The organism is Pseudomonas sp. LBUM920, assembly GCF_003852315.1.
GTDB lineage: Bacteria > Pseudomonadota > Gammaproteobacteria > Pseudomonadales > Pseudomonadaceae > Aquipseudomonas.
Genome location: NZ_CP027762.1, coordinates 91,487 through 117,916 on the forward strand (window position 1 = coordinate 91,487; position 26,430 = coordinate 117,916).

The window sequence follows — 26,430 nt, forward strand, 5'->3', positions numbered from 1 at the left end:
CGATCCGAGATGTATTGTTAACCTATTGATTTTATTGAGTTTTATTTTGTAAAAAAACTGGCACGCGCCCTGCAATATCCCTCTCAACAGTGTCATGACCGAATAATCAGAATGCGGGAGAAATGCAGCATGACTCGCCAAAGCCTCAGCCAATTGCGTGTATCGCCACTGCGCCTGCAGCAAGGTCTGTTTGCCAGCCTGGCCTTGATGGTCACGTTGATTGCGGGCCAGCAGTTCCAGCATTGGCAGCAGAGTCAGCAGCAAACCCTGCAATTCGAACGTCCGGTAATGACCCAGCACCATTTCAGTTCCGTCAGCAGCGTGGCTGCCGACGTTACCGCCCCGCAATTGAGAGTGGCAGACCAGGATTCGACTCTTGGCGAGTTGCCTGCTCAAGAACGTTGGGTGTTCTAGGCAACAAAAGGTCGCTTGTGTTGAGCGGCTGCACGGCACTACCGCTGTTACCCCTATAAAAGCGTAAGGAGAATCACCATGTTGAGTTGGGCAATCACATTTCTGATCATCGCCATTGTGGCTGCAGTCCTGGGCTTCGGTGGTATCGCGGGCACCGCCACGGGTATCGCAAAAATTCTGTTTGTGGTCTTCCTGGTGATGTTCATCGCTTCGTTCTTCTTTGGTCGTCGCGGCCGAGGCTGAATATGACCACTTTGTTTATCAAAGCCTGTGCTGCCGCCCTGATTCTGGGCAGTAGCGGCCTGGCGATGGCCGCCAATGACGGCCAATCCCGGGCTAACGAATTGCTCAGTGCGGACAAGCAATACCGCGAAACCTGGCAAAGCGTGGTGAAGAAAGAACAGCGCCTGCCGGAATGGGTGATGAACCTGTCCGGTACGGCCGAACAAATGAATGCCGTGGAAGAAGATGGCGACAAATACCTGGTCGGGCCACTCTGCGAGACCGCAGACACGTGCCTGAACAAGCGCCTGATCGTCGCCTTCAGCTACGACAAGGAAGACGCGTACGCCATGTTGGTTGAAGTCCCGGCCGGTTTGCCGGCAGACAAATCCCCAACGCGGCACGCCGATTATCGTTTTATCGGTAAACCGAACGAAGGCATGAAACAACTGCTGATGGAACAGCTTAAGAAAGATCCGAATTGGTACTAGGTTCCGTCTGACGCATCTGTCGTCAACGGAGCCGGCGTCCATAGAAAGAAGCCTCTTTGCTTCTTTCTGTCTGCACCACTCGCCAAGAGTGATGCATGACCAGGGGGCCGGGTTGCTCTGATCGATTCGGATCGGCGTGACCTACGGGTACAGGGAGTGCCTGCGCAAGGGCCGGGTCAGGCGAAAAGCTGCGACGCAAGTTCACAAGTCCTCAAGCTTGATGAACTTGCGGCGGGCTTATCGCGCGCATTAACCCTCTTGTATGTCGCCCATAGTCGCTATTTTCTATCTCGCCTCTTCCTAACCGTTACTTGGTGTGTCGGTGCGACCTTCTATCTAGAAAATTATGCTCGCGCTATAGGACTCTTCGGACGCCAACCCCATCTAATTTCAGGCATTTTTGCCAGTAGCTCACAGACGTCCAACATCTCTGAGCGAGCCGCTAATGGCCGGTTCACGGCATATTCACCGGGTTGAATGGCGGAATCGAACTGACCGTTCAGACAACTATTTTCAAAAAAAGCCATGCCGATTCGGCATAGGGTAGGCGTTTACGGCATTAGACGTCGCCCCCTTGCATGGGAATAGTTGCGCCTTTTTTCGCCTGCCAGTAAGCCATTTCGGCCACGCTGCGGTGACCTTCTACGGAGGCAGATGCACACACTTTTTCGCTTCCGAGCGTTCCAGATGGCGCATTTGCCTTAAGTCCACTTGAAGTAAGGGTAATGACATGAAGAAGGCAAAGCTAAGCCTCGCCTGGCAGATCCTCATCGGTTTGGTGCTGGGGATCGCAATCGGTGCAGTGCTCAACCATTTCAGTGCTGAAAAAGCCTGGTGGATCAGCAATGTGTTGCAGCCGGCGGGCGATATCTTTATCCGCCTGATCAAGATGATCGTGATCCCGATTGTGATTTCCTCACTGATCGTTGGCATCGCCGGCGTGGGTGACGCGAAGAAGCTCGGTCGCATCGGCGTCAAAACCATCCTTTACTTCGAAGTGGTCACCACCATCGCCATCGTGGTCGGCCTGTTGTTGGCCAACCTGTTCCACCCAGGCGCTGGCATCGACATGAGTACCCTGGGTACCGTCGATATCTCCAAGTACACCGCCACCGCTGCCGAAGTGCAGCATGAGCATGCGTTCATCGAGACCATCCTCAACCTGATTCCTTCGAATATCTTCGCCGCCGTCGCCCGTGGCGACATGCTGCCGATCATCTTCTTCTCGGTGCTGTTCGGCCTCGGCTTGTCGAGCCTCAAGCCGGAACTGCGCGAGCCTCTGGTCACAATGTTCCAGGGCGTCTCCGAGAGCATGTTCAAAGTCACCCACATGATCATGAAGTACGCCCCGATCGGCGTATTTGCCTTGATCGCGGTGACCGTCGCCAACTTCGGCTTCGCCTCGTTGCTGCCGCTGGCCAAGCTGGTGATTCTGGTTTACGTCGCCATTCTGTTCTTCGCCTTCGTGGTGCTGGGCCTGATCGCTCGCCTGTTCGGTTTCTCGGTGATCAAGCTGATGCGCATCTTCAAGGATGAGCTGGTGCTGGCCTACTCCACCGCCAGTTCCGAAACCGTGCTGCCGCGCGTCATCGAGAAGATGGAAGCTTACGGCGCGCCGAAGGCCATCTGCAGCTTTGTGGTACCGACCGGCTACTCTTTCAACCTCGACGGTTCGACCCTGTATCAGAGCATCGCGGCGATCTTTATCGCCCAGCTGTACGGCATTGACCTGTCGATCGGCCAGCAACTGATGCTGGTGCTGACCCTGATGGTGACCTCCAAAGGTATCGCCGGTGTGCCGGGTGTGTCCTTCGTCGTCTTGCTGGCTACCCTGGGCAGCGTGGGCATTCCGCTGGAAGGCCTGGCGTTCATCGCCGGTGTCGACCGTGTGATGGACATGGCGCGTACCGCGCTCAACGTGATCGGCAACGCTTTGGCCGTATTGGTCATCTCCCGTTGGGAAGGCATGTACGACGACGCCAAAGGCGAGCGCTACTGGAACTCCCTGCCGCACTGGCGCAGCAAAGAGGCCTCGCCAGCCACCCAAGCCACCCGCGGCTGATAGCCCGCGGCGTGAACACAAACCCCGGAAAATTCCGGGGTTTGTCGTTTCTGCCAGCCCCGCTATCATTCGCCCCATCTTTCGGGGGATTCAACAGATGCTTAATGGCCTGTGGCTTGGCTTCTTTGTCGTGGCAATGGTGTCAGCACTGGCGCAATGGCTGATTGGCGGTAATGCCGGGATTTTTGCGGCGATGGTGGAAAGCATTTTCGCCATGGCCAAATTGTCGGTGGAAGTCATGGTGCTGCTGTTCGGCACCCTGACCTTATGGCTGGGCTTTTTGCGCATCGCCGAAAAAGCCGGGATTGTCGACTGGTTGGCCAAGGCCCTCGGCCCGCTGTTTCGCCGCCTGATGCCGGAAGTGCCGGCCGGCCACCCCGCCATCGGCTTGATCACCCTCAACTTCGCCGCCAATGGCCTTGGACTGGACAACGCCGCCACGCCGATTGGCCTGAAAGCCATGAAGGCGCTGCAGGAACTCAACCCGATCCCCAACACCGCCAGTAACGCGCAGATTCTGTTCCTTGTGCTGAATGCGTCTTCGCTGACGCTGTTGCCGGTGACCATCTTCATGTACCGCGCCCAGCAAGGCGCAGCGGACCCGACGCTGGTGTTTCTGCCGATCCTGCTGGCAACCAGCGCCTCGACCCTGGTCGGCCTATTGTCGGTGGCGGTGATGCAGCGCCTGCGGCTGTGGGATCCGGTGGTGCTGGCCTACCTGGTGCCCGGCGCATTGATCCTCGGTGGCTTTATGGCGTTGCTGGCGACCTTGTCCGCCACGGCGCTGGCCGGTTTGTCATCGATCCTTGGCAACCTGACGCTGTTCGGGTTGATCATGCTGTTTTTGCTGATCGGTGCGCTGCGCAAGGTCAAGGTATACGAGGCGTTCGTCGAAGGCGCCAAAGAGGGCTTCGACGTTGCCAAGAACCTGCTGCCGTATCTGGTGGCGATGCTGTGCGCGGTGGGCGTGTTACGCGCCTCGGGTGCGTTGGACTTCGGCCTTGAAGGTATTCGCCACCTGGTGGCCTGGACGGGCATGGACACGCGTTTTGTCGACGCGTTGCCGACCGCCATGGTCAAGCCCTTTTCCGGCAGTGCCGCGCGGGCGCTGCTGATCGAGACCATGCAAACCAAGGGCGTGGACAGCTTCCCGGCGTTGGTGGCGGCGACGATTCAGGGCAGTACGGAAACCACCTTCTACGTGTTGGCGGTGTACTTCGGCTCGGTGGGGATCCAGCGGGCGCGGCATGCGGTGGGGTGTGCGTTGCTGGCAGAGTTTGCCGGTGTCGTGGCGGCGATTGCGGTGTGCTACTGGTTCTTCGGTTAAGGCTCACACCGCTTTCGCGAGCCAGCCCGCTCCCACATTCGAACGCATTTCGTCAGAATAAACGCGGTCAAATGTGGGAGCGGGCTTGCTCGCGAAGAGGCCCTCAGCGTTTCGCAGCACTTTGGCCCTGCTGCACCACCCAATCCACCACCTGCCTATTCAACTGATCCCCCGCCTGCCCAAACGCGGCAACCACCGCCGGCACTTTGGTGTCACCCACCGGCTGTTTCACCTCAAACCGCCGGCTGGCAATAATCCGTTGATCACTCCCGCGCACCAACCGCGCATCCAGGCGGATCAGCACTTCCACCGCGCTGCCATGGTATTCACTCTGAAACGCCTGCAATTGCCCGCCCAGCTCATAATCGGCCTGCAAGTTGGTCTCGTCGGTACTCAACAGCGTCACCCGCCCATCGCGCTGGAAACCGTCCATGAACCGGTTGCGCAGCAACACCGGCGTCGGGTCGCTCCAGCGTGAGTTCGCATAGCTGCTGATCAGGTCACCGTTGGGCACCACGGCAATGCGCGGGCTGTCGAGAAACTCGCTGCTCTGCGGCTTGCTCACGCGCAGCGACCAGCTCACCGGCGCGCCTTGGGTGGTCGTCTGGGCCGAAGCCAGGCGGTACACGTCCGAAGGGTCGGGCTTGGGCAAAATCGAGCAGGCGCTGATCAGCACCAAGGCCACAGGGGCGATCAGTTGATAAGCGCGCTTCATGGCGTGAACTCCTTATTCTTGTCGCTGCCCAGCAGGTAGCCGCTGGGGTTGGCTTCCAGGCGGCGGGAGATGGCGCGCAGCGAACCCAGGGTTTCGCGCAGTTCGCGCACGGCCGGCGCCAGTTCGTTGAGGCCCTGCATGCCGCTGTTCACCGAGTCCTTGTTATTGGTCAGTAAGGTGTTGATGGTTGCGGTGCTTTGTTCGAGCGATTTCATTGCCTGCTCGGCGCTGCCGAAGGCTTGCTTGCCTTGATCGTTCAACAGGCCGTTGGCGTTGCGCATCAGCACGGTGGTTTGCTCCAGGGCGGCAGTCGCCTGTTTGCTCACCTGCATCAATTGCTGCATCACCACCTTAATGTCACCGCGTTGCTCGGCGATGGCGCCAGTGGTTTGTTGCAGGTTGTCCAGCGTGTTGCTCAGGCGCTCGACGTTCTCCCGGGAGAACATGTGGTTGGCGTTGTGCAGCAGCAGGTTGATGCTGGTCATCAGGTCGTTGCTGTTATTGAGCAGGCGCGCGATCGGCGATGGTGAGGCGATGATTTCCGGCAGGTTGCCGTCCTTGCCCTTGAGCTCCGGGCTTTGCGGTGTGCCGCCGCTGAGCTGGATGATCGAGGTGCCGGTGATGCCGGTCAGGGCCAGCTTGGCCTGCGTGTCTTCCTTGATCGGCGTCTGCCCGGCCAGGCGGATACGTGCCAGTACGCGGCGCGGGTCGTTGGGGTCCAGGCGCAGGCTGGTGACGTCACCTACCTTGATCCCGCTGTACTGCACCGAGCTGCCTTGCGACAGGCCGCTGACCGCCTCGTTGAACACCACTTCATAATCCTGGAAGGCACTGTCGACGCTGGACTTGGCCAGCCACAGGCCAAACAGCATCGCGCCGACCACCACGATTACGCTGAACAGACCGATCATCACATGATGGGCTCGGGTTTCCATGTCATACCTCGTTGAGCGATTGAGCGGCATCCAATGCCGCGCGGCCGCGGGGGCCGTGGAAATATTCGTGAATCCAGGGGTCGTTCGTTTCCGAGACGACATCAATGGCATCGGCCACCAGCACTTTCTTCTGCGCCAGCACCGCCACACGGTCGGTGATGGTGTACAGCGTGTCGAGGTCGTGGGTGACCAGGAACACGCTCAGCCCCAGCGCATCGCGCAAGGTCAGGATCAGTTGGTCGAATTGCGCCGCGCCAATCGGGTCGAGGCCGGCGGTGGGTTCGTCGAGAAACAGGATGTCCGGGTCCAGCGCCAGGGCTCGGGCCAGGGCCGCACGCTTGATCATGCCGCCGGAGAGCGACGCCGGGTATTTGTCGGCCGCCGACAGCGGCAACCCCGCAAGGGCAAGCTTGACTGCCGCCAGGTGCTCGGCGTCGGCGCGGCTGAGGCCCGCGTGCTCGATCAGCGGCAGGGCGACGTTTTCGGTGACGGTCAGCGACGAAAACAGCGCGCCCTTCTGAAACAGCACGCCAAAGCGTCGCTCCACCTGTGAGCGTTGCTGTTCCGGCAGGCTCGGCAGGTTCTTGCCGAACACCCGCACCTCGCCTTCGCTGGGCCGGCGCAGGCCGACGATGCTGCGCAGCAACACCGACTTGCCGCTGCCGGAACCGCCCACCACCGCGAGGATCTCGCCTTTGTATAAATCCAGATCGAGGTTCTCGTGCACGCTCTGGCTGCCAAAGCGGTTGCACAGGCCGCGCACTTCGATCACCGCCTCGGTGGGCGCTCGGTGTAGACGACTCACCAGCCCATCTCCATAAAGAACAGCGCGGCAACCGCGTCCAGCACGATCACCACAAAAATCGATTGCACCACGCTGGAGGTGGTGTGGGCGCCGACCGATTCGGCGCTGCCGCTGACCTTGAAGCCTTCGAGGCAGCCAATCGCGGCGATCAGGAAGGCAAAGATCGGCGCTTTCACCATGCCCACCAGAAAATGTTGTACACCGATGTCCGATTGCAGCAGCGAGAGAAACATCGCCGGTGAAATATCCAGCGCCACCGCGCACACCACGCCGCCGCCGACAATCCCCGAGAGCATCGCCAGAAAGGTCAGCATCGGCAGCGACACCAGCAGCGCCATCACGCGCGGCAACACCAGCAGCTCCATCGGGTCCAGGCCCAGGGTGCGGATGGCGTCGATTTCTTCGTTGGCCTTCATCGAGCCGATTTGCGCGGTGAAGGCACTGGCAGTGCGGCCGGCGATCAGGATTGCAGTGAGCAGCACGCCAAATTCACGCAGGAAAGAGAACGCCACCAAGTCCACGGTAAAAATGGTTGCGCCGAAGCTCTTGAGCACCGTAGCGCCGAGAAATGCCACCACTGCGCCGACCAAGAAGGTCAGCAAGGCCACAATGGGAGCGGCGTCGAGGCCGGTCTGTTCGATATGCGCGACCATTGGCGTAATGCGCCAGCGCTTGGGGCGCAAGATGCCGCGGGCAAAGGTTTCCAGGATCAAGCCGATAAAGCCGAGCAGCTTCTTGCTGTCTTGCCACACGGTGTCCACTGCGCGGCCGATGCGCGCCAGCACCTGGATACCGGCGGCTTCTTCCGGGGCTTTGTCCGGCACACAAAAATCATTCAGCGAGCGGTAGACGGTCTTGAGCAGTGCGCGGTCGGCGGCGGACAAGCTGCAATCGGTCTGTTCGGCCGATTGCTCGATACGGTCGGGCCCCAGCAGCTCAACCAGCAGCGACGCGCCCGCGGTGTCCAGGGCGCCCAGGCCATTGAGGTCGATGCGTGCGCCGGCGTCGTATTGGCCGTCGAGTGTGTCCGACAGCTGCTTCAGGTTTGCGTAGTGGGCAAGCGTCCAGTCCCCCGTAATCCTGAGTAACGGAGGAGCGGTGGTCGTGTCGAGATGGGCGGCGCCCGCCGTAGTACTGGTGGTCATAAGCTCCGAGCTTGTTTGGCTATCCAGAATTCCTACGTAATAGCACGATACGGCCTACTTTGGCGTGTCCGTTTGTGCTGTGTCAGTGACTTTGAAGCGCAGCACGCCAATGACCTGTCCGTCCTCCGTCAGCACCCGCACTTGCCAGCGGCCTACCGCATCGGCGGGGAAGTTCTGCTTGTGCGTCCAGGCGCGGTAGCCTTCGTCGCGCCCGCCGTGAATATCCAGGGCAATGCGGTCGACCTCTTTGCCGTTGAATTTCCACACATGGTAAATCCGCTCATCCAGCCCGCGCGGCGCGTTGATCGCGGTGTAGGCGTACAGCCCGCCACTGCGCAGTTGGGCGGCGGTGACTTCCTTGAGGTCATCTCCGGGCGTCCGGTCCTGCAGTTGGGTGCTGATCGCCACTTCGGTCATCCACAGCGTGGCCGGCGGTACCCACGTGCGCAGGAACCAGCCGGCGCAGCCGATGGCGGCCGTCACCCCCAGCAGCATCGCCCAACCTTTGAAGCTGCGCAGCGGCAAGCTGACCGCCAGGCTCGGGATCGACAGCGCCATGGCCACACCCAGCGCCAATTTGTAACTTTCGGCGGTGGTCAGGTGCAGGATGATCGGCAGCGCGGTGAGCAGCGCGGCGAACAAGGTCAGTGTGTGCAGCGCCAGGAACAGCGAGCGTTTCGGCGCCAGCCATTTGTAGTACAGCGGGTCGGTGATCGACACCAATGCCGCCGCGCCGAGCAGGCCGGTGAAAACCGACTGGCCGCTGTTCCAGGTGGTGGTGACGAAAAAGAAGGGCAGCACAAAAAACAGACTTTCCTGGTGGATCATCTGGGTGGCGTAGCGCAGCAGGGGTTCGGGGATTTCGCGTTTGAAGACCTTGGCGAACAGCTGGGTGAAGCTGTTTTCCAGCATCAGCCACAGCCAGCTCACCAGCATGATCACGGCGATCCAGCTGGCCATGCCCTGTTGGCGATCCACCAGCATGAAACTGCACACACCCGAGATAAACCCACCGAGTGCGATGACCCCAGGGTAGCGCTTGATCAGGACGAGAATGCGCTGGATAAGGGGCGGCAGCTTTGGCATGAGCGATCCACAATGTGTGTAGGAAAAAACCCAGACAGAATAGCGTCTTAGCCCTGTGTTCGGTGCCTCATTACGCGATCCGTTTGCGATAAAGCCGCAGGCCGCCCAACACAATGGCGATCAACCCGAGCACACCCGCGCCGATCCAGGTCAGGCTGTCGTAGCTCAGCAGCGGTTTTTCGATACGCCAGTAACCCGCCTGGTCAAACAGTTGGCGCATGGCCTGGTTGGCCTGCTTCAGGTTGACCGCCTTGATGCGTTTGACCGGGTCGCTGAAGTGGCCGTCGGCGTAGTCGCCGGATGCACTCCAGTAGTAATCGGCCAACGCACTGTTGCCCTGCACGGCCCACGCCTGGCGCGCGATGGCAGCTTGCTGCAGGCGGGCGAAGGTGGCCGCGTCGAGGCCGTCCTTGAGCAGTTGCGCCTTGAGCGCTTGCAGCACCTGTTCGGCTTGCGGCAGGTTTTCGCGCTCAAGGTCGGCATTCAGGCTCAGGAAACCGACGCCGCCGAGCACTTCACGCTCGCTCCAGGGGCCGTAGGACAAACCGTGCTTGAGGCGCAGTTGACGGTACAGCGCCCAGTCGAGGTAGTCCTTGAGCAGGTCGTAGGTTTCATCATGCTGGTCGTCCAGTACCGGTTCCGGAAACAGCCAGTGCAGTTTGGCGCTGTCACCGATCCAGCCGTGGATCAGGTCGCGATGGCTGGCGGCGGCGTGCTGGATTTCCGGAAGTGGCAAGTGCTCGCTCGGCTCGATCGGATCAAGTTGGCCGTAGGTGCGTTCCAGGTAGGCCGGCAGCAGTTTGTCGAGGTCGCCCACGATGATCAGGGTCATGTTGTTGGGCGCGTACCAGTTTTTGCGCAGCGCTTGCAATTGATCGCGGGTCAAGTGGTCGACCTCGGCGCGTTCAGCGCACTTGAGCCCTAGCTCGACGGCCAATTGGTTGCTGGCGGTGTGGCCAAGGTCCTGGCGGTCGAGCAGGCGTTGCAGGTGCGAGTAATGCCCGCCGTCTTCGCGTTCGACCACGCGCTTGGCCGCAGTGATGTTGGCGTCGGTCAGTTCTGTGCGAGTGATGATGGCCAACAGCAAATCCAGCACTTTGCGCTGGTTTTGCGCGGGCGCTTCAATCACGAAAGTGGTGTCGGCGTTGCTGGTGTAGGCGTTCCAGTCGCCGCCCAAGGCCTGCATGCGTTCTTCGAGGTCGCCTTCGCCGCCGCCATCGATGCCACTGAACAACACGTGTTCGAGCAGGTGCGGCAGCTCTTTTTCTTCACAAGGGAAGTCATCCAGGCCTACGCCTACCACCAGGCGGATAGCCACGTGCCCGCGCTCGGTGCCCGGTTTGAGCAGCAATTGCAGGCCGTTGGGCAAGGTGTAGCCCTCGACTTGCAGGCGGTCAAAGGCAAAGGTATGTGCCGAGCCCATGAGCAGGCAGGCGAATAACAGGCGACGCATAACAGCTTCCTGGCGAGTGAGGTCCACTGTTAACTGACTTCACTCACCGTCGTACGTTCAGGGTGAATGGGTGATGTCGGCGATATCTTCGGCCGAGAGTGCGCCGGTGTCGGACGTTTCGAGCACGACGTAGGCGCTGCTGCAGAACAGCGAGTTGAGGCGTTTCATGTCGGCAATCAGCTCCAGGTGCAGGGAACTGGTTTCCAGGCTCTGTACGATCTTGCGTTGCAGACGGCTGACGTGGGCGTGAGCCAAGCGGCGTTCCTGAGCGCGGAAGCGGCGCTTCTCGCGCAGCAGTTGGCGGGCGCTTTCCGGGTCGGCACTGAGGAACACCGACAGGCCCAGACGCAGGTTGGCAATCAGCTGGGTATGCAGGCCGGCCAGCTCTTCCAGGCCTACTTCGGAGAACTGCCGACGTTGTGAGGTTTTCTGCTGCTGGACTTTGCGCAGCATGCGCTCGATCAGGTCGCCAGCCAGTTTCAGGTTGATCGACAGTTCGATGATCTCGGCCCAACGACGGCTGTCCTGTTCGCTGAGGTCTTCACGCGGCATTTGCGCCAGGTAAAGCTTGATCGCGCTGTACAGGGCTTCAACGTCGTCACTGAGGCTGCGCATTTCCTGAGTGATGGCGGTTTGCTTGCCGCGCAACACTTCGAGCATTGCGGTGAGCATGTTGTCGATCAGGTCGCCCAGGCGCAGGGTTTCGCGCGCGGCGTTGGCCAATGCCAGGCTTGGGGTGTCGAGTGCGGCAAGGTCGAGGTGGCGCGGTTTGGCTTTGCCGTTGGTCTCGGCTTGTTCCGGCAGCAACCAGGCGCACAAGCGCGCCATTGGGCCGATCGTCGGCAGCAGGATGAGGCAGCGGCTGACGTTGTAGAGCAGGTGGAAGGTAATGACCATGCCTTGGGCGCTGTAGTCCAGGCCGTCCATCCAGCCCACGAGCGGGTCGAGCACCGGGATGATCAGCAGCAAGCCGATCAGTTTGTACAGCAGGCTGCCCAGTGCCACTTGCCGACCGGCCGCGTTTTGCATGCTGGTACTGAGAAACGCCAGCACGCCACTGCCGATGTTGGCGCCGATCACCAGGCCGATGGCCACGTGCAGGCCGATCACGCCCGCCCCGGCGAGGGTTGCCGTGAGCAGTACGGCAGCCAGGCTGGAGTAGGAAATCATCGCGAACAATGCACCGACCAGGGCATCCAGCAGGATGTCGCCGGTCAGCGAGGCAAACAGCACTTTGACGCCTTGGGCATGGGTGATGGGCCCGGCGGCTTCGACAATCAGTTGCAGTGCCAGGATGATCAGGCCCAGGCCGATGCCGACGCGGCCCATCTGCCCTGCTCGCGTCTGTTTACGCGACAGGAAGAAAATCACCCCGAGAAAAATCAGCAGCGGCGACAGCCAGGACAGGTCAAAGGTCAGCACGCGCGCCATCAACGCTGTACCGACGTCGGCACCGAGCATGGTCGCCAAGGCAGGCGTGAGCCCCATCAGGCCCTGCCCGACAAAAGATGTCACCAGCATTGCCGTGGCGTTACTGCTTTGCACCATGGCCGTCACCAGGATACCGGCGACAAACGCCAGCCAGCGCTTGGACATATTCTGCCCGATGACTTGGCGCAAGTTGGAGCCGTAGACCCGCAAGATGCCGGTACGGACGATATGCGTGCCCCAGATAAGCAGGGTCACGGCGGAAAGCAGATTGAGCAAGGTCAGCATGCTCGGCCCCCCGTGTGGGTTAGCTCAAAAAGAGCAAATAAGAATTGCCGCGTGCCGCTCTACGTCTTGTACTTAAGCTGTAGTTGGCGAATGGGCTGCGCGCCAGCATCGCATAGCTAAAGTCGTGTTTGAAATAAAACTGTCATGAAATCAGTTTTTTGCAGATGAAAAAAAGGGGCTCGAAAGCCCCTTTTCAGCAGCGGGTCGGTGTTATTGACCCGGAATGTCCTTGCGCAGTTTCACTGGATCCTGCTGTTTCTTCTTTTTCGCGATGGCGGTGCGCATCTTGATATTGATCGCTTCCACCGCCAGCGAGAACGCCATGGCGAAGTAGACGTAGCCTTTTGGCACGTGCACGTCGAAGGATTCGGCAATCAGCACCGTACCCACTACCAGCAGGAACGACAGCGCGAGCATCTTCAGCGACGGGTGCTTGTCGATGAATTCGCTGATGGTGCCAGCAGCCAGCATCATCACCAGAACGGCCACCACGATCGCTGCCACCATCACCGGCACGTGAGAAACCATGCCAACCGCAGTGATCACCGAGTCCAGCGAGAACACGATGTCGATGATGGCGATCTGAATGATGGTGTAGATGAACTTTCCGCCGGCGCCTTTCGGCTCGTCGTGGGTTTCGTCTTCGCCTTCCAGTGCGTGGTACATCTCCTGGGAGCTTTTCCACAGCAGGAACAGGCCACCGAAGAACAGGATCAGGTCGCGGCCGGAAATGCCTTGGCCGAAGACCACGAACAGGTCGGCGGTCAGTTGCATGACCCAGGTGATCGACAGCAGCAGCAGGATTCGCGTGACCATGGCCAGGGCCAGGCCGAAGATCCGGGTGCGTGCCTGCATATGCTTGGGCATGCGGCTGACCAGGATCGAAATCATGATGATGTTATCGATGCCCAGGACGATCTCGAGGGCCGTCAGGGTGAAGAAGGCAATCCAGATTTCCGGATTGGTCAGCCATTCCATGTGTATTCCTTTGAGCAAATGTTAAACCGCGCAAGCTGCAGCGCCGCGCGGGTGAGTGGGTACGATTATAGAGTGCTGAACAGCGGAAAAATCCCCATCAGCAAAGCGGCGAACATTATGCACAGGCATACCAGCACTGCCCACTTGAGGGTAAAGCGTTGGTGATCGCCAAATTCGATACCGGCCAGGGCTACCAGCAGGTAGGTCGAAGGGACCAGCGGGCTGAGCAGATGCACGGGCTGGCCGACGATAGACGCGCGGGCCATTTCCACGGCAGTGATGCCATAGTGGCTGGCGGCTTCGGCGAGTACCGGCAGTACGCCGTAGTAAAACGCATCGTTGGACATGAAGAAAGTAAACGGCATGCTCACCAGCGCGGTGATCACCGCCAGGTAAGGGCCCATGGCTTCAGGAATGACCGCCAGCAGGCTTTTGGACATGGCGTCGACCATGCCGGTGCCCGACAGGATGCCGGTGAAAATACCGGCAGCGAAGATCAGCCCCACCACCGCCAGTACGCTGCCTGCGTGGGCAGCGACGCGGTCTTTCTGCTGTTGCAGGCACGGGTAGTTGACGATCATCGCGATGCTGAACGCCACCATGAACAGCACTGGCAGCGGCAACAAGCCGGCGATCAGGGTGCACATCAGGGCAAAGGTCAGGGCGCCGTTGAACCAGATCAGCTTCGGGCGACGAGCATCCGGGAACTGCGACACGCTGATCTCGCTGTGGTCGATCTCGTCACCCTGCAGGTGCAGTTCGCCCAGGCGCGCTCGTTCGCGTTTACCGTACATATAAGCAATCGCCAGGATGGCCACGACGCCGGCGGCCATGGCCGGGATCATCGGTACGAAAATATCCGAGGGGTCTACGTGCAGCGCACTGGCGGCGCGGGCGGTCGGGCCGCCCCATGGCGTCATGTTCATTACGCCACCGGCGAGGATGATCAGGCCGGCCATGATCCGCGGGCTCATGCCGATGCGTTGGTACAACGGCAGCATGGCGGCGACGCAGATCATGTAGGTGGTAGCGCCGTCACCGTCGAGAGACACCACCAGTGCCAGCACGGCGGTACCGACCGACACTTTCAGCGGGTCGCCCTTGACCATCTTGAGGATCTTGCGCACGGCCGGGTCGAACAGCCCGGAGTCGATCATCAGGGCAAAGTACAGAATGGCGAACATCAGCATCACGCCGGTCGGCGCAAGCTTGGTGATGCCCGCAAGCATCATCGGCCCGATCTCGGGTGCAAAGCCACCAAACAGGGCGAACAGGATGGGCACGATGATCAAGGCAATCAGCGCGGAAAGGCGCTTGGTCATGATCAGGAACATGAACGTGATGACCATGGCAAAGCCAAGGAAAGTCAGCATAGGAATACTCCAGGCGTAGCGCGGCTAGGGAATGGCGAACCGGTTTGGGGTCAGCGCAGTACGAAAGGCACGTGGCGTACGGGTGGAGTTGGAGCGAAAAGGCAAGGACGAGCGGACATCGGGAATCACCATTGTTGTTGTTAACAGCCGGTCTGTTGCCGACAGTGGTGGCGATCCTAGACGTGGAAGCTTTCAGCCAGCTTTCGCTGTGTAATCAGATGATGAGAGGTTTTTCTGGTTCTTCTGTAGGGCGAGTCAGCTTGTGTGGGGCGAATTATGGAAGCTCCAGGCCCCCCGCCGCTTTGTGCAGCGCCCTCAGGTGCTCGCCCACCTGTTTGAGATTGGCTTCACACGCGGCAATTTCGGCGGCGCGGGAAGGTTCGAGCAGCACCCTCACCTCTTTATCCAGATCGCCGGTCAAAGATTGCAGCTGCTTCTGGCGCTCGGCGCTCTCCGACTCCAGGCGTTTGGATTCCGACGGTTGTGGCAGGCCGTAGCCACTGCTGCCCAGTAGCTCCGCCGGGCGGCTGAGGAAGCCGCTGTTGGCGAGGATCTGTTGCAGGGTGTTGTTGGCTTTTTCCATGCCGCCGTTTTTCAGCTCGCGAGCACCGAGGTAGCGTTGTTTGACTTCGTCCTGGGCCAGCATCAGCTGTTTGCGATAGCTCGCCTGTTCCAGCAGCAACAGTGCGGCGCTGGTGCGCAGGTCGGCCTGGCTAAACCATTGGCGGCGTTCTTCTGCGCTGAGGGACAGCCAGTCTTCGACCTCGGTCTGCTTGATCGGCAAGTGTTTGCGCAGGACATCGAACATCGCCTGGTAACGCTCGCGGAACGAGTCGAAGTGATAACCCAGGCGCAGTGCCTCGCGTTTGTCCTTGAGGACGCTGGTGTCGGCCAGGCCGCGTGCACTGAGCACTTCCAGCAGGCCGTTGGGGGTAATGTTGTCCAGCCCGGTCAGCTGTGGGTTGGCGCTGCCACTGCGCAGGAGTTTGAGGCTTTCGACCGCGCAGTTGTTGGAGATGAAGAAGTAGTTGCCGTCGTAGCTCCAATGCATTTCGGCGGCATGCTCGACGGTGTCGTTGATCTCTTGGCGGGTGAGTTTCAGCGGTACGGATGCCAGCCCGCGCAGTTCGGTCTTGGTGTATTCGTCGATGACTTGGGCCAGGGGCAGCACGAACAGGCGTGACGGGTATTTGCCCACCAGGCCATCCCAGCTCGACAGCTGTACGTCACCGACAAAGGCGCGGTAGGACAGGACCAGGTGTTGGTCCAGGTCCAGGCGGCAATCCGGGCCGCGCGGGCGACCGGGCGCGCAGATCACCAGGCGCAACATGCTGTGGCCCCAGCGGCTGACCAGGTTCTGATTGGCTTCGGCCAGCAGGTAGTCGATTTCGTACACGCGCTCCGGATCGATCTGGCCCAGTGGCGTCTTGGCGAAATCGTTGCCTGCATTCAGGAAGGCGTAGGTTTTGGCGCAGGTGTCTTGCTCGGGCGGCGCCCAGCCGAAGTGTTCCTTGTAGTAGCGAAACAGCGCGGGGCGACGGCAGGCGTAGCTCGGGTCGAGCAGGAAGTACTCCATGTTGACCGCCACGAACTCCAGCGGACTGGTGGTTTCGTAGATGTCCGGGCTACGGGCAACCTGATGGTTGTGTTGTTCACGCTCGCCGCGACGGCCCACGTATTGCGGCCAGCCAGCGAGGTCCAGCAGGCGCGGGTCGTCACTCAAGGTAAAGCGCCGATCATTCTGGCCACGGCATTGATCGGGCAGGCCGATCAGGCCGGTGATGTTGTTTTGGCGGCTACACCGCTGGATGAGCGCGCGGTCGTCTTTGGACCACAGGCGCGCACGGTCATAGATGTGGGTCAGCTCATGCAGCACGGTGGCGAGCATTTCGCGGCGCACAGTGCCGTGTGGGCGATTGGTTTTTTGGGTGGCGGCGCTGCCGTCGGTCAGGCTGGCGAGCAGGTTCTGATTCAGATCAAGCTCGGACACCAGTGAGGCCTGACCATAGGCATTTTCAGGCATTTTGTCGGTCCAGCCGACATCGATGCGTCGGTCCAGTTGCTCGACAAAGCGCGGCGGCAAGGCGCGCATCGCTTCATCAAGCAATGCCTGGCTGGCCTGCTGTTCGGCCGGGCTCAAGCCATCGGTCTTGAGCCGCAGTTGCAGGCTGGCCTGGGCTGCGCCTGCACAGAGCAGCACAGTCCCGGCCAATAGCCAGGCGACCAGGCGCCTCACAGAGCGAGGATGGCTTCGGCGAGCGTCTGGTCACTGGCATCGCGAGCTTGCGGCACGCGGGTTCGCAGGGTGTCAAAGGCGGCTTCCAATTGCGCGCCACGGATCTCGCCATTGGTGGCGACGAAACTGGCGGCGTCGTCGTGGGCTTCGCGTACGACTTTGGAGTCGCGTATGGACGTGGTGGTGTCCGAGGTGAAGTCAATGGTGCGGGCCGAGGCACGCACGACGATGTTACTGGTGGCCTTCAAGGTTTGCGCGTGGGCGACATCGGCCAACAACAGCAGGCCGAGAGCGGCGGCGATCAGCGGGCTACGCATGGAATAACTCCAAAATACAAAGATGATTATTGGACGAGAATTGCTTGCGCCAGTTCAAGGTCGCTTGCATGAAGTTTTGGCTGGGTGCGGCGCAGATAATCCAGCGCGGATTCCAGACGAGCGCCCCGCCATTGGCCGTCAGTGGCGATAAAAGCGGCAGCGTCATCCTGGGCGGCCATTACCAACTTTCTGTCAAAGGGCGCTGACGTCACCTTGCTGGTGGCGTAGGCACTGATGACGGTGCTCTGGGTGGACACATCAAAGGCCGAAGCCAAGGGTGACCAGCAGATGGAAAATAATACGGGAACGATCAACAGGCGGTATGAAAAAACCATGAGACTCGACAACTGAAAGCGAGCGCCAAGGCTAGCGCAACGCCCGGGCGAGAGCCAGCGCTGACACATGAGGTAGCAGCTGGCGCGCTTTTATGTCGATCTGCGTCAGATAGCCAGGATCGCTTGGGCGAGCTGCGTGTCACTCGCGGCACTCAGTTGCGGGGCTTGTTGGCGGATCTGGGCCAGGGCGCTTTCCAGCTTCACGCCACGGATGGCGCCTTCGCTGGCAACGAAGCTGGCGGCGTCATCGCGAGCGGCCTGGACGACCTTGTTGTCACGCAGGGAGGAGGTGGCATCCGAGCTGGCATCGGAGGTGGCTTTCAGCGCGCCGACGATCGAATCGGTGGTCACGATAAGGCTGCTTGCGTTGGCATTGGCAGCCACGGCCAACAGGGCTGCAGCACTCAGCAGGCGAAGACGGGACATGGAATGACTCCTGTAGATGAACAAATAAAGCGGCGCAAAGCGGCCACTGTGAAACCGACGTTGTTGCAATTGAGCATCAGACGTCGGTTCTACAAGGTTCGCCACGTGATGACGCGATCTTAAGCTGCCGTTTATCTATTCGGAAAGCCTCACAGCGGTTTAGTCGCGCCAGAACGGTTTGGACAGCTCGGCGATCCGGTCGCCCTGGCTGATGCCTGCGTCGGACACCTCCCGAGCGCTGAGTTGGGCCAGTTGTTGGCGCTCATAGGCCTGTTTAGCCCATCGAGCCAGGGCACTGGCGGTACGAATAAGCAGTCGTTTACTCGACGAGGCGCGCATGGGGATGGCCTTTCATGAGGTATTGAAACTCCATGTTGGACGCGACTTTGATACCAATACAGATACACCAGGTCTAAATTGTACTGCTTAACTGTAGTATTTTTTAAACTGTACTGGTCGCGAAACAGCTCATCTGTTTAGCGATGCAAGAACCGAAATCCAGAAACAGCAAAGCCCGCCTCCGGTTACCCGGGGCGGGCTTTGCTTTGACAAATCAGGGTGCTGGCAGTGGACCCGGTGGGTCAGGGCCAGCGGGCGCCAATTAGCGCCAGAACGGCTTGCTCAGCTCTTCGTAGCGTTGAGCTTCGCTGATACCGGCGTCAGCCAGCAGACGCGAATCCAGACGAGCCAGTTGATGGCGGCTGGAGATGCGGCGCTGCCACAACATCAGGTTGGCGAGAACGCGCAAAGGCAGGGAAGCCTGGGTGTTTACAGCTTTTTCTTCGAAGAACAGATCGGAACTGAGTGTACGTTCCATGATGACATCCTTCCGCTTGTGGCGGGATTAGGTAGTGGTTTAACTGATGCCAATGATCCTCCTCCGGCGCAAGACTCTGTAGATACAGTTCACCTGTATTGTGAAGGGCCAGTTAACTGTTTATACCCGCTGTACTGTACGGAAATGGGGCAACTGTACCTGTCCGCACTGAAACAGTGCGAAATAGGCGATTTAGGTGATGCATGTAGGAATATTCGGTGGGAAATGACCGGTACAGCAGTACAGTTTTTTGCAGAATTGATGCGGGTGCGTTCGAGCTGATGCAACTGTGTGTGCATCAGCTCAAATCTGTATCAATCACGCCTTGAGCATATGCCCGGTTTCCTCCAGGTTAATGTGCCAGCTCAGTGCCTCGCGCAGGATATGCGGGGTATGCCCGCCGATAGCACAGGCAGCATTGAAGTAGCTGTTCAGCGCATCGTGGTACGCCGGATGCACACAGTTGTCGATGATCACCCGGGCCCGTTCCCGTGGCGCTAGGCCGCGCAAGTCGGCAAGGCCAATTTCGGTGACCAGGATGTCGACATCATGCTCAGTGTGGTCCACATGGCTGACCATCGGCACGACGCTGGAGATGGCGCCGCCCTTGGCGATCGACTTGGTAACGAAGATTGCCAGGTGCGCATTGCGCGCGAAGTCCCCGGAGCCGCCAATACCGTTCATCATCCGCGTGCCACATACATGGGTGGAATTGACGTTGCCGTAGATGTCGAATTCCAGCGCGGTATTGATGCCGATAATGCCCAGGCGACGCACCACCTCAGGGTGGTTGGAGATTTCCTGTGGGCGCAGCACCAGCTTGTCCTTGTAGTGCTCCAGGTTGCCGAACACGTCGGCGTTGCGCCGTTGCGACAAGGTAATCGAGCTGCCCGAAGCGAAGCTCAGCTTGCCCGCATCGATCAGGTCGAAAGTCGAATCCTGCAGGACTTCCGAATACATCGTCAGGTCTTCAAACGGCGATTCGATCAAACCGCACATCACTGCGTTGGCAATGTTGCCAATCCCGGCCTGCAGCGGGCCGAGCTTGTTGGTCATGCGACCGGCGTCCACTTCCTGTTTGAGAAAATTGATCAGGTGATTGGCGATGCCTTGGGTATCGGCGTCCGGCGGCGTCACGGTGGACGCGGAATCAGGCTGGTTGGTGATTACGATGGCGACAATCTTTTCCGGCGGGATCGGAATCGCGGTGCTGCCGATGCGGTCGTCGACCTTGACCAGCGGGATTGGCGTGCGCGTCGGCCGGTAGGTTGGAATATAAATGTCGTGCAACCCTTCCAGGTTCGGGTTGTGCGCCAGGTTGATCTCAACGATCACGTGCTTGGCGAAAATCGCAAAGCTGGCCGAGTTGCCCACGGAGGTGGTCGGCACGATATGGCCTTGCTCGGTGATCGCGACGGCTTCGATCACGGCAATATCCGGCAGCTTGAGCTGGTTGTTGCGCAGTTGCTCGACGGTTTCCGACAAATGCTGATCGATAAACATCACCTCGCCGGCGTTGATCGCCTTGCGCAGGGTGCTGTCGACCTGAAATGGCATGCGTCGGGACAGCACGCCGGCTTCGGTCAGTTGCTTGTCCAGGTCATTGCCCAGGCTGGCGCCGGTCATCAGGGTGATTTTCAGCGGCGAAGTCTTGGCGCGTTCGGCCAGGGCGTGAGGGACGGCCTTGGCTTCACCGGCTCGGGTGAAGCCGCTCATGCCGACGGTCATGCCGTCCTCGATCAGTGCGGCGGCGTCTGCCGCGCTCATGACCTTGTTCAACAACGAAGGCAAGCGGATACGATCACGGTACATGAATTGTTATCTCAGGCTACGGAAGCAAGGTGGGCAGTGTAGTGATTTCAAAAAAATTCGGCCCGCTACCATGGTCGAATGCCAGGCGGCGATTTAGAGCCTTTGGTCGGGTTTAATCCAGCAATAAAAAACCCCAGCCTACTGCAGGCCAGGGTTTCGGGTATTGCGCTGGCGCAGTGTTATTCGACGGCTTTGACCATGTCTTCGATGACCTTCTTGGCATCACCGAAGACCATCATGGTTTTGTCCAGGTAGAACAACTCGTTATCCAGGCCCGCGTAGCCGCTGGCCATCGAGCGCTTGTTGACGATGATGGTCTTGGCCTTGAACGCCTCAAGGATCGGCATGCCGGCAATCGGCGAGTTAGGGTCGTTCTTGGCGGCCGGGTTGACCACGTCGTTCGCGCCCAGCACCAGTACCACGTCGGCCTGACCGAACTCGGAGTTGATGTCTTCCATTTCGAACACCTGGTCATAAGGCACTTCGGCCTCGGCCAGCAGCACGTTCATATGGCCAGGCATACGGCCCGCCACCGGGTGGATCGCATACTTCACGGTCACGCCGCGGTGGGTCAGCTTCTCGGTCAGCTCTTTAAGCGCATGTTGCGCACGTGCCACCGCCAAGCCATAGCCCGGCACGATGATCACGGTGTCGGCGTTGGTCAGCAGGAAAGTCGCGTCGTCGGCAGAGCCGGATTTGACCGGGCGCGCTTCTTTCGAACCCGCAGGACCCGCCGCATCGGCTGTGTTGCCGAAGCCGCCGAGCAGTACATTGAAGAACGAGCGGTTCATCGCCTTGCACATGATGTACGACAGGATCGCGCCGCTGGAGCCTACCAGCGAGCCGGCGATGATCAGCATCGAGTTGTTCAGCGAGAAGCCGATACCCGCCGCCGCCCAGCCGGAGTAGCTGTTGAGCATCGACACGACGACCGGCATGTCGGCGCCGCCAATCGGGATGATGATCAGCACCCCAAGCACAAACGCCAGGGCCAGCATCAATGCGAAGGCGCTGAGGTTGCCAGTGAACATGAACGCCAGGCCCAGACCCAGGGTTGCAAGGCCCAGCACCAGGTTCAGCTTGTGCTGGCCGCCGAACTGTACCGGTGCGCCCTGGAACAGGCGGAACTTGTACTTGCCCGACAGCTTGCCGAACGCGATCACCGAACCGGAGAAGGTGATGGCACCGATGGCTGCGCCGAGGAACAGTTCCAGGCGGTTACCGGCAGGGATCGAGTCGCCCAAGTGTTTGACGATGCCCAGGGATTGCGGCTCGACCACGGCGGCGATGGCGATAAACACTGCGGCCAGGCCGATCATGCTGTGCATGAAGGCCACCAGCTCGGGCATCTTGGTCATTTCTACGCGCTTGGCCATGATTGAACCGGCGGTGCCGCCGATCAATAGGCCGACAATGACGTAACCAATGCCTGCGGTAGCCAACTCTGCGCCCAGCTTATAGATGAGGCCCACGGTGGTCAGCACCGCCAGCGCCATGCCGAGCATGCCAAACAGGTTGCCGCGTCGCGACGTGGTGGGGTGTGACAAGCCTTTAAGGGCCTGGATAAAGCAGATCGACGCGATCAGGTAGAGCGTCGTTACAAGATTCATGCTCATTACTTCGGCGCCTCTTCTTTTACTTTCGGGGCTTTTTTCTTGAACATCTCGAGCATCCTGCGCGTTACCAGGAAGCCGCCGAACACGTTGACCGCCGCCAGAGCCACGGCCAGAGTGCCCATGGTCTTGCCCAGGGGTGTCACCGTAAGGGCCGCCGCCAGCATGGCGCCGACGATCACAATCGCCGAGATCGCGTTGGTCACGGCCATCAATGGCGTGTGCAACGCGGGGGTGACGTTCCAAACCACGTGGTAACCGACGTAAATCGCCAGCACAAAGATGATCAGGTTGTAGATACCGGGGGAGATAAGCTCTTCCATCGTCTGAATCCCTGCTTAGGCGTTTTTACGGATGACTTGGCCGTCGCGGCACATCAGGCACGCGGCGACGATGTCGTCTTCGAGGTTGATTTCAAACTGCCCTTCCTTGGTGAAGACCAGCTTCAGGAAGTCCAGCAGGTTGCGTGCATACAGAGCAGACGCATCAGCAGCGACTGCGCCGGCCAGGTTGGTCGGGCCGCAGATGGTCACGCCGTTTTCCACGATCACCTGATCGGCGACTGTCAGCGGGCAGTTACCGCCCTGAGCTGCGGCGAGGTCGATGACCACGGAGCCGGGTTTCATTTGTGCGACGGTTTCAGCACTCAACAGGGTCGGTGCCTTGCGGCCCGGGATCAGCGCGGTGGTGATAACAATGTCGGCTTGCTTGGCGCGTTCGTGCACGGCCAGGGCCTGGCGCTGCATCCAGCTGGAAGGCATGGGGCGCGCATAACCGCCGACGCCGACGGCGCATTCGCGTTCTTCATCGGTTTCGTAGGGCACGTCGACAAACTTGGCACCCAGGGATTCGATCTGCTCTTTTACTGCCGGGCGCACGTCGGACGCTTCGATCACTGCGCCCAGGCGTTTGGCCGTGGCAATCGCCTGCAAGCCTGCAACGCCAGCGCCGAGGATCAGCACGCGCGCGGCTTTGACGGTGCCGGCGGCAGTCATCAGCATTGGCATGAAGCGTGGGTAGTGATGGGCTGCCAGCAATACCGCTTTATAGCCGGCGATGTTCGCTTGCGATGACAGCACGTCAAGACTCTGGGCCCGCGAGGTGCGCGGTGCAGCTTCAAGGGCGAAGGCCGTAATGCCGCGCTCGGCGAGTTTGGCGATGGTTTCGTTGCTGAACGGGTTGAGCATGCCCACCAACACGGTGCCGCTTTTGATCAGCGCCAGTTCGCTGTCGCTGGGGGCAACCACCTTGAGAATCAGCTCTGCACCCAACGCATCCTCGGCACTGCCAATGGTTGCGCCTGCCGTTTCATAGGCACTGTCCACGACACTGGCTTTAATGCCTGCACCGCTTTGAACCGTGACCTTATGGCCCTGGCCGATCAGCTTCTTGATGGTTTCCGGGGTGGCAGCCACCCGCGTTTCACCGGTCTGGGTTTCGAGAGGAACACCAATGTGCACGTCAAATCTCCTGCATGATCTTTTTGCTTTTGATCTTTTTGTAAAAAGGCCAGTGCACCGCGAGTGGCGCAACTGGGGCGGCCGATCAGCACGATCCCGCCGAAATGACAGCGGGGCGCGGCATTTTGCAGGCGAACTTTACGGCCATCAAGGGATTATGACGGGTGACGAAAAATTAACTACAAGTCACCCTGTGACTGATTGTCGCAATGCCCTTTAATAACCGCTTTAAATACAGGTGTTTAGAGGGGTTCAGGCTGTTTTTAGACTTTTTACAATTGTCGCGGTGAATGGGCGGGCATTGGCTGCTCATCGACGCTGCAAGCCATGTAGATCATAGCTTCGCGCCGGATTTCTGGCTGGCAGGTACAGTCTGTGTAAATGCGACATATCCGTACATCTGTAGGATTTAGAATTTCTTGACTACAGGGTCAGCAAGCGGCATCAGGCCTTTAAACATTGGGGTTATAGCGCTGTGATTGATCAATTAACCAGTCTCTGAAGGCGTGCAGTGAGGCGGATTCGACTTTTCTTTCGGGAATCATCAGGTAGTACGCCTTCGAGCTGCTGAGAGCCTCGGTGCTTGCGATCACTAATTGCTTCTCCTCAAGCTCGCGCTGGATAAGGAATGGCGGAATCAGCGCAATGCCCATGTCATGCATGGCGGCCTGAGACAACATCGAGAATAGCTCGTAACGTGGGCCTGTCATGTCACGGGGTATGTTCAGTTGTTGCGCGCTGAACCACTGGCGCCAGGCGTATGGCCGAGTGGTTTGCTGCAGTAGCGGCAATTGCGCGATCTGTTGAGGGCTGAAGTGGTCACGGTCACCCAGCAAGCGCGGGCTGCACACCGGCAGCGGATTTTCCCCCATCAGGCGGTGGGACTCGGTGCCGGACCAGTCTGCATCGCCGAAGTAGATCGCAGCGTCAAATTCGGTATCGGCAAATAGAAAGGGGCGCGTCCGGTTGGTGAGATTGACGGTCACCTCTGGGTGCTGTCGTTGAAAATCTTTCAGTCGAGGGATCAGCCATTGCGTGCCGAAGGTCGGCACTACGGCCAGTTCAATGACGTTGGCGCCCTGCTGTCCCATTACGGACAAGGTGTCGCGCTCTACGGCGTCCAGTTGCATGGCGACACGCCGGCTATAGGACAGGCCCGCTTCCGTCAGTTTTACCCCGCGCCTCGAGCGCCGAAATAGCTCGACACTCAAAAACTCTTCAAGGCTGGCGATCTGTCGACAGATGGCGCCTTGAGTGATGGAAAGCTCGTGCGCCGCCCTGGTAAAGCTCTCGTGGCGGGCCGCAGCCTCAAAGCTGACCAGGGCCGTCGTACTGGGAATTTTTCTGCGCATGTACGGAGTACTCACTTATAAAGCGCGTCTGCGCCCTTCTCAGTCGTTTCGGAGTGAGAAATTAGCACAACCCTATGCAGAAACCTCGTTTGCCCTCTGCGTCAGCCCAGCCTAGGCTGCATCCACGACTTCTGATTTTTTCCGCGAGGGCTTATTCATGGCTGGTAAGGCAAGCTTCAACTGGATCGATCCGCTGCTGCTGGATCAACAGCTCACCGAAGAAGAGCGCATGGTGCGTGACAGTGCTGAGCAATTCGCCCAGGACAAGTTGGCGCCGCGTGTGCTCGAAGCCTTCCGCCATGAAAAGACTGACCCGGCGATCTTTCGCGAGATGGGCGAAACCGGCCTGCTCGGCGCGATGATCCCTGAGCAGTACGGTGGCAGTGGCTTGAATTACGTCAGTTATGGACTGATCGCCCGTGAGGTCGAGCGTGTCGACTCCGGCTATCGCTCGATGATGAGTGTGCAGTCGTCATTGGTCATGGTGCCGATCAACGAATTCGGTACCGAGGCGCAGAAGCAGAAGTACCTGCCGAAGTTGGCATCCGGGGAATGGATCGGCTGCTTTGGCCTGACGGAGCCTAACCATGGTTCTGATCCGGGCGCGATGATTACGCGGGCGCGCAAGGTAGACGGCGGCTATAGCCTGACTGGCGCCAAGATGTGGATCACCAATAGCCCGATCGCCGATGTGTTTGTGGTATGGGGCAAGGACGATGCCGGGGATATCCGTGGTTTTGTCCTTGAGAAGGGCTGGAAGGGTCTGAGCGCTCCAGCGATTCACGGCAAGGTCGGCTTGCGGGCTTCCATTACCGGTGAAATTGTCATGGATAACGTATTTGTGCCGGAAGAAAACATTTTCCCGGATGTGCGTGGTTTGAAAGGGCCTTTCACCTGCCTTAACTCGGCGCGTTACGGCATCTCCTGGGGCGCGCTGGGTGCTGCCGAGTTCTGCTGGCATACCGCTCGCCAGTACACCCTGGATCGTCATCAGTTCGGGCGTCCATTGGCGGCAACCCAACTGATCCAGAAGAAGCTGGCCGATATGCAGACCGAGATCACGTTGGCGCTGCAAGGGTGCCTGCGTCTGGGTCGCATGAAGGATGAGGGAACGGCGGCGGTTGAGATCACGTCGATCATGAAGCGCAACTCGTGCGGCAAGTCCCTGGATATCGCCCGTATGGCGCGTGACATGTTGGGCGGCAACGGTATTTCCGATGAGTTCGGGGTGGCGCGCCATTTGGTCAACCTGGAGGTGGTCAACACCTATGAGGGAACGCATGACGTGCACGCCTTGATTCTTGGGCGTGCGCAAACCGGTCTTCAGGCGTTCTATTAAT

26 protein-coding genes are annotated in these 26,430 nt (G+C 59.6%); 6 read left to right on the forward strand and 20 right to left on the reverse strand.

Annotated features, from left to right (window positions below; all coding sequences use genetic code 11):
- Positions 1–129: 129 nt before the first annotated feature.
- The 5 genes from C4J83_RS00455 (at position 130) to C4J83_RS00475 (ending at position 4,516) form a co-directional block, all read left to right on the forward strand.
- A complete protein-coding gene (locus C4J83_RS00455; RefSeq protein ID WP_106576045.1) occupies positions 130–414 on the forward strand; it encodes a hypothetical protein in 285 nt (94 codons plus the stop codon).
- 78 nt (positions 415–492) lie between these two features.
- The gene (locus C4J83_RS00460; RefSeq protein ID WP_003170804.1) at positions 493–657 is read left to right on the forward strand and encodes a DUF1328 domain-containing protein; all 165 of its coding nucleotides are present in this window, start codon (positions 493–495) and stop codon (positions 655–657) included.
- Positions 658–659: 2 nt separating this feature from the next.
- A complete protein-coding gene (locus tag C4J83_RS00465) occupies positions 660–1,127 on the forward strand; it encodes an inhibitor of vertebrate lysozyme family protein (protein ID WP_124416105.1) in 468 nt (155 codons plus the stop codon).
- A gap of 730 nt (positions 1,128–1,857) precedes the next feature.
- Complete coding sequence (gene gltP, locus C4J83_RS00470) at positions 1,858–3,189, forward strand: glutamate/aspartate:proton symporter GltP (RefSeq protein ID WP_106576047.1); 1,332 nt, start codon at positions 1,858–1,860, stop codon at positions 3,187–3,189.
- Positions 3,190–3,286: 97 nt separating this feature from the next.
- A complete protein-coding gene (locus C4J83_RS00475; RefSeq protein ID WP_106576048.1) occupies positions 3,287–4,516 on the forward strand; it encodes a nucleoside recognition domain-containing protein in 1,230 nt (409 codons plus the stop codon).
- A gap of 103 nt (positions 4,517–4,619) precedes the next feature.
- Here the strand turns inward: C4J83_RS00475 and C4J83_RS00480 are convergent, their stop codons facing one another.
- From C4J83_RS00480 to C4J83_RS00575, 20 genes are all read right to left on the reverse strand, one after another.
- Positions 4,620–5,231 carry an ABC-type transport auxiliary lipoprotein family protein gene (locus C4J83_RS00480; RefSeq protein ID WP_124416106.1) on the reverse strand — a complete coding sequence of 204 codons (612 nt, stop codon included), beginning with the start codon at positions 5,229–5,231 and terminating at the stop codon, positions 4,620–4,622.
- Entirely contained in the window at positions 5,228–6,166 is a 939-nt protein-coding gene (locus tag C4J83_RS00485) for an MlaD family protein (RefSeq protein ID WP_119741342.1), read from the reverse strand. The genes C4J83_RS00480 and C4J83_RS00485 overlap by 4 nt, the downstream gene beginning before the upstream one ends.
- A 1-nt stretch (position 6,167) precedes the next feature.
- On the reverse strand, positions 6,168–6,971 hold the full coding sequence (locus tag C4J83_RS00490) for an ABC transporter ATP-binding protein (RefSeq protein ID WP_106576051.1): 804 nt from the start codon (positions 6,969–6,971) through the stop codon (positions 6,168–6,170).
- The gene (locus tag C4J83_RS00495) at positions 6,968–8,116 is read right to left on the reverse strand and encodes an ABC transporter permease (RefSeq protein ID WP_119741344.1); all 1,149 of its coding nucleotides are present in this window, start codon (positions 8,114–8,116) and stop codon (positions 6,968–6,970) included. Before C4J83_RS00495 ends, C4J83_RS00490 begins: the two co-directional genes overlap by 4 nt.
- Before the next feature lie 54 nt (positions 8,117–8,170).
- Positions 8,171–9,202: a DUF5924 family protein gene (locus tag C4J83_RS00500; RefSeq protein WP_106576053.1), complete on the reverse strand. Its 1,032-nt coding sequence runs from the start codon at positions 9,200–9,202 to the stop codon at positions 8,171–8,173.
- A 70-nt stretch (positions 9,203–9,272) separates the two neighbouring features.
- On the reverse strand, positions 9,273–10,655 hold the full coding sequence (locus C4J83_RS00505) for a M16 family metallopeptidase (RefSeq protein ID WP_106576054.1): 1,383 nt from the start codon (positions 10,653–10,655) through the stop codon (positions 9,273–9,275).
- Between the two features lie 57 nt (positions 10,656–10,712).
- Positions 10,713–12,371 carry a Na/Pi cotransporter family protein gene (locus tag C4J83_RS00510; RefSeq protein WP_106576055.1) on the reverse strand — a complete coding sequence of 553 codons (1,659 nt, stop codon included), beginning with the start codon at positions 12,369–12,371 and terminating at the stop codon, positions 10,713–10,715.
- A 210-nt stretch (positions 12,372–12,581) separates the two neighbouring features.
- Entirely contained in the window at positions 12,582–13,349 is a 768-nt protein-coding gene (locus C4J83_RS00515) for a TerC family protein (RefSeq protein ID WP_106576056.1), read from the reverse strand.
- 65 nt (positions 13,350–13,414) lie between these two features.
- Positions 13,415–14,722: a CitMHS family transporter gene (locus tag C4J83_RS00520; RefSeq protein WP_106576057.1), complete on the reverse strand. Its 1,308-nt coding sequence runs from the start codon at positions 14,720–14,722 to the stop codon at positions 13,415–13,417.
- Between the two features lie 274 nt (positions 14,723–14,996).
- A complete protein-coding gene (locus C4J83_RS00525) occupies positions 14,997–16,958 on the reverse strand; it encodes a DUF7844 domain-containing protein (protein WP_106576058.1) in 1,962 nt (653 codons plus the stop codon).
- A complete protein-coding gene (locus tag C4J83_RS00530) occupies positions 16,955–17,275 on the reverse strand; it encodes a DUF2388 domain-containing protein (protein WP_106576059.1) in 321 nt (106 codons plus the stop codon). The genes C4J83_RS00525 and C4J83_RS00530 overlap by 4 nt, the downstream gene beginning before the upstream one ends.
- Positions 17,276–17,301: 26 nt before the next feature.
- Positions 17,302–17,610: a DUF2388 domain-containing protein gene (locus C4J83_RS00535; RefSeq protein ID WP_119741350.1), complete on the reverse strand. Its 309-nt coding sequence runs from the start codon at positions 17,608–17,610 to the stop codon at positions 17,302–17,304.
- Positions 17,611–17,715: 105 nt separating this feature from the next.
- Positions 17,716–18,036 carry a DUF2388 domain-containing protein gene (locus C4J83_RS00540; RefSeq protein ID WP_119741352.1) on the reverse strand — a complete coding sequence of 107 codons (321 nt, stop codon included), beginning with the start codon at positions 18,034–18,036 and terminating at the stop codon, positions 17,716–17,718.
- A 159-nt stretch (positions 18,037–18,195) separates the two neighbouring features.
- Entirely contained in the window at positions 18,196–18,375 is a 180-nt protein-coding gene (locus C4J83_RS00545) for a DUF1127 domain-containing protein (RefSeq protein WP_124416107.1), read from the reverse strand.
- Positions 18,376–18,637: 262 nt separating this feature from the next.
- On the reverse strand, positions 18,638–18,853 hold the full coding sequence (locus C4J83_RS00550; protein WP_003214752.1) for a DUF1127 domain-containing protein: 216 nt from the start codon (positions 18,851–18,853) through the stop codon (positions 18,638–18,640).
- A gap of 318 nt (positions 18,854–19,171) precedes the next feature.
- Entirely contained in the window at positions 19,172–20,665 is a 1,494-nt protein-coding gene (scpC, locus tag C4J83_RS00555; RefSeq protein WP_124416108.1) for a succinyl-CoA:acetate CoA-transferase ScpC, read from the reverse strand.
- A 179-nt stretch (positions 20,666–20,844) separates the two neighbouring features.
- A complete protein-coding gene (locus C4J83_RS00560; RefSeq protein WP_119741358.1) occupies positions 20,845–22,281 on the reverse strand; it encodes an NAD(P)(+) transhydrogenase (Re/Si-specific) subunit beta in 1,437 nt (478 codons plus the stop codon).
- Entirely contained in the window at positions 22,281–22,601 is a 321-nt protein-coding gene (locus C4J83_RS00565; RefSeq protein ID WP_003187417.1) for an NAD(P) transhydrogenase subunit alpha part 2, read from the reverse strand. Before C4J83_RS00565 ends, C4J83_RS00560 begins: the two co-directional genes overlap by 1 nt.
- 15 nt (positions 22,602–22,616) lie before the next feature.
- Positions 22,617–23,738 carry a Re/Si-specific NAD(P)(+) transhydrogenase subunit alpha gene (locus C4J83_RS00570; protein ID WP_119741360.1) on the reverse strand — a complete coding sequence of 374 codons (1,122 nt, stop codon included), beginning with the start codon at positions 23,736–23,738 and terminating at the stop codon, positions 22,617–22,619.
- Positions 23,739–24,190: 452 nt separating this feature from the next.
- Positions 24,191–25,090 (reverse strand): LysR family transcriptional regulator, encoded by a 900-nt coding sequence (locus C4J83_RS00575; protein WP_124416109.1) that lies wholly within the window; start codon positions 25,088–25,090, stop codon positions 24,191–24,193.
- 157 nt (positions 25,091–25,247) lie between these two features.
- Here C4J83_RS00575 and C4J83_RS00580 point away from each other — a divergent pair, with 157 nt between their 5' ends.
- The gene (locus tag C4J83_RS00580) at positions 25,248–26,429 is read left to right on the forward strand and encodes an acyl-CoA dehydrogenase (RefSeq protein ID WP_053253703.1); all 1,182 of its coding nucleotides are present in this window, start codon (positions 25,248–25,250) and stop codon (positions 26,427–26,429) included.
- Position 26,430 lies beyond the last annotated feature (1 nt).

What these genes read in the sequence shown, in the direction of transcription:
- C4J83_RS00565 (WP_003187417.1), bottom strand. Translation starts at nt 22,601, where the DNA reads ATGGAAGAGCTTATCTCCCCCGGTATCTACAACCTGATCATCTTTGTG.
- C4J83_RS00510 (WP_106576055.1), bottom strand. Translation starts at nt 12,371, where the DNA reads ATGCTGACCTTGCTCAATCTGCTTTCCGCCGTGACCCTGCTTATCTGG.
- C4J83_RS00550 (WP_003214752.1), bottom strand. Translation starts at nt 18,853, where the DNA reads ATGGAACGTACACTCAGTTCCGATCTGTTCTTCGAAGAAAAAGCTGTA.
- C4J83_RS00485 (WP_119741342.1), bottom strand. Translation starts at nt 6,166, where the DNA reads ATGGAAACCCGAGCCCATCATGTGATGATCGGTCTGTTCAGCGTAATC.
- C4J83_RS00475 (WP_106576048.1), top strand. Translation starts at nt 3,287, where the DNA reads ATGCTTAATGGCCTGTGGCTTGGCTTCTTTGTCGTGGCAATGGTGTCA.
- C4J83_RS00460 (WP_003170804.1), top strand. Translation starts at nt 493, where the DNA reads ATGTTGAGTTGGGCAATCACATTTCTGATCATCGCCATTGTGGCTGCA.
- C4J83_RS00535 (WP_119741350.1), bottom strand. Translation starts at nt 17,610, where the DNA reads ATGGTTTTTTCATACCGCCTGTTGATCGTTCCCGTATTATTTTCCATC.
- gltP (WP_106576047.1), top strand. Translation starts at nt 1,858, where the DNA reads ATGAAGAAGGCAAAGCTAAGCCTCGCCTGGCAGATCCTCATCGGTTTG.
- C4J83_RS00455 (WP_106576045.1), top strand. Translation starts at nt 130, where the DNA reads ATGACTCGCCAAAGCCTCAGCCAATTGCGTGTATCGCCACTGCGCCTG.
- C4J83_RS00505 (WP_106576054.1), bottom strand. Translation starts at nt 10,655, where the DNA reads ATGCGTCGCCTGTTATTCGCCTGCCTGCTCATGGGCTCGGCACATACC.
- C4J83_RS00560 (WP_119741358.1), bottom strand. Translation starts at nt 22,281, where the DNA reads ATGAGCATGAATCTTGTAACGACGCTCTACCTGATCGCGTCGATCTGC.
- C4J83_RS00580 (WP_053253703.1), top strand. Translation starts at nt 25,248, where the DNA reads ATGGCTGGTAAGGCAAGCTTCAACTGGATCGATCCGCTGCTGCTGGAT.
- C4J83_RS00575 (WP_124416109.1), bottom strand. Translation starts at nt 25,090, where the DNA reads ATGCGCAGAAAAATTCCCAGTACGACGGCCCTGGTCAGCTTTGAGGCT.
- C4J83_RS00480 (WP_124416106.1), bottom strand. Translation starts at nt 5,231, where the DNA reads ATGAAGCGCGCTTATCAACTGATCGCCCCTGTGGCCTTGGTGCTGATC.
- C4J83_RS00540 (WP_119741352.1), bottom strand. Translation starts at nt 18,036, where the DNA reads ATGTCCCGTCTTCGCCTGCTGAGTGCTGCAGCCCTGTTGGCCGTGGCT.
- C4J83_RS00530 (WP_106576059.1), bottom strand. Translation starts at nt 17,275, where the DNA reads ATGCGTAGCCCGCTGATCGCCGCCGCTCTCGGCCTGCTGTTGTTGGCC.
- C4J83_RS00495 (WP_119741344.1), bottom strand. Translation starts at nt 8,116, where the DNA reads ATGACCACCAGTACTACGGCGGGCGCCGCCCATCTCGACACGACCACC.
- C4J83_RS00465 (WP_124416105.1), top strand. Translation starts at nt 660, where the DNA reads ATGACCACTTTGTTTATCAAAGCCTGTGCTGCCGCCCTGATTCTGGGC.
- C4J83_RS00500 (WP_106576053.1), bottom strand. Translation starts at nt 9,202, where the DNA reads ATGCCAAAGCTGCCGCCCCTTATCCAGCGCATTCTCGTCCTGATCAAG.
- C4J83_RS00520 (WP_106576057.1), bottom strand. Translation starts at nt 14,722, where the DNA reads ATGCTGACTTTCCTTGGCTTTGCCATGGTCATCACGTTCATGTTCCTG.
- scpC (WP_124416108.1), bottom strand. Translation starts at nt 20,665, where the DNA reads ATGTACCGTGATCGTATCCGCTTGCCTTCGTTGTTGAACAAGGTCATG.
- C4J83_RS00515 (WP_106576056.1), bottom strand. Translation starts at nt 13,349, where the DNA reads ATGGAATGGCTGACCAATCCGGAAATCTGGATTGCCTTCTTCACCCTG.
- C4J83_RS00545 (WP_124416107.1), bottom strand. Translation starts at nt 18,375, where the DNA reads ATGCGCGCCTCGTCGAGTAAACGACTGCTTATTCGTACCGCCAGTGCC.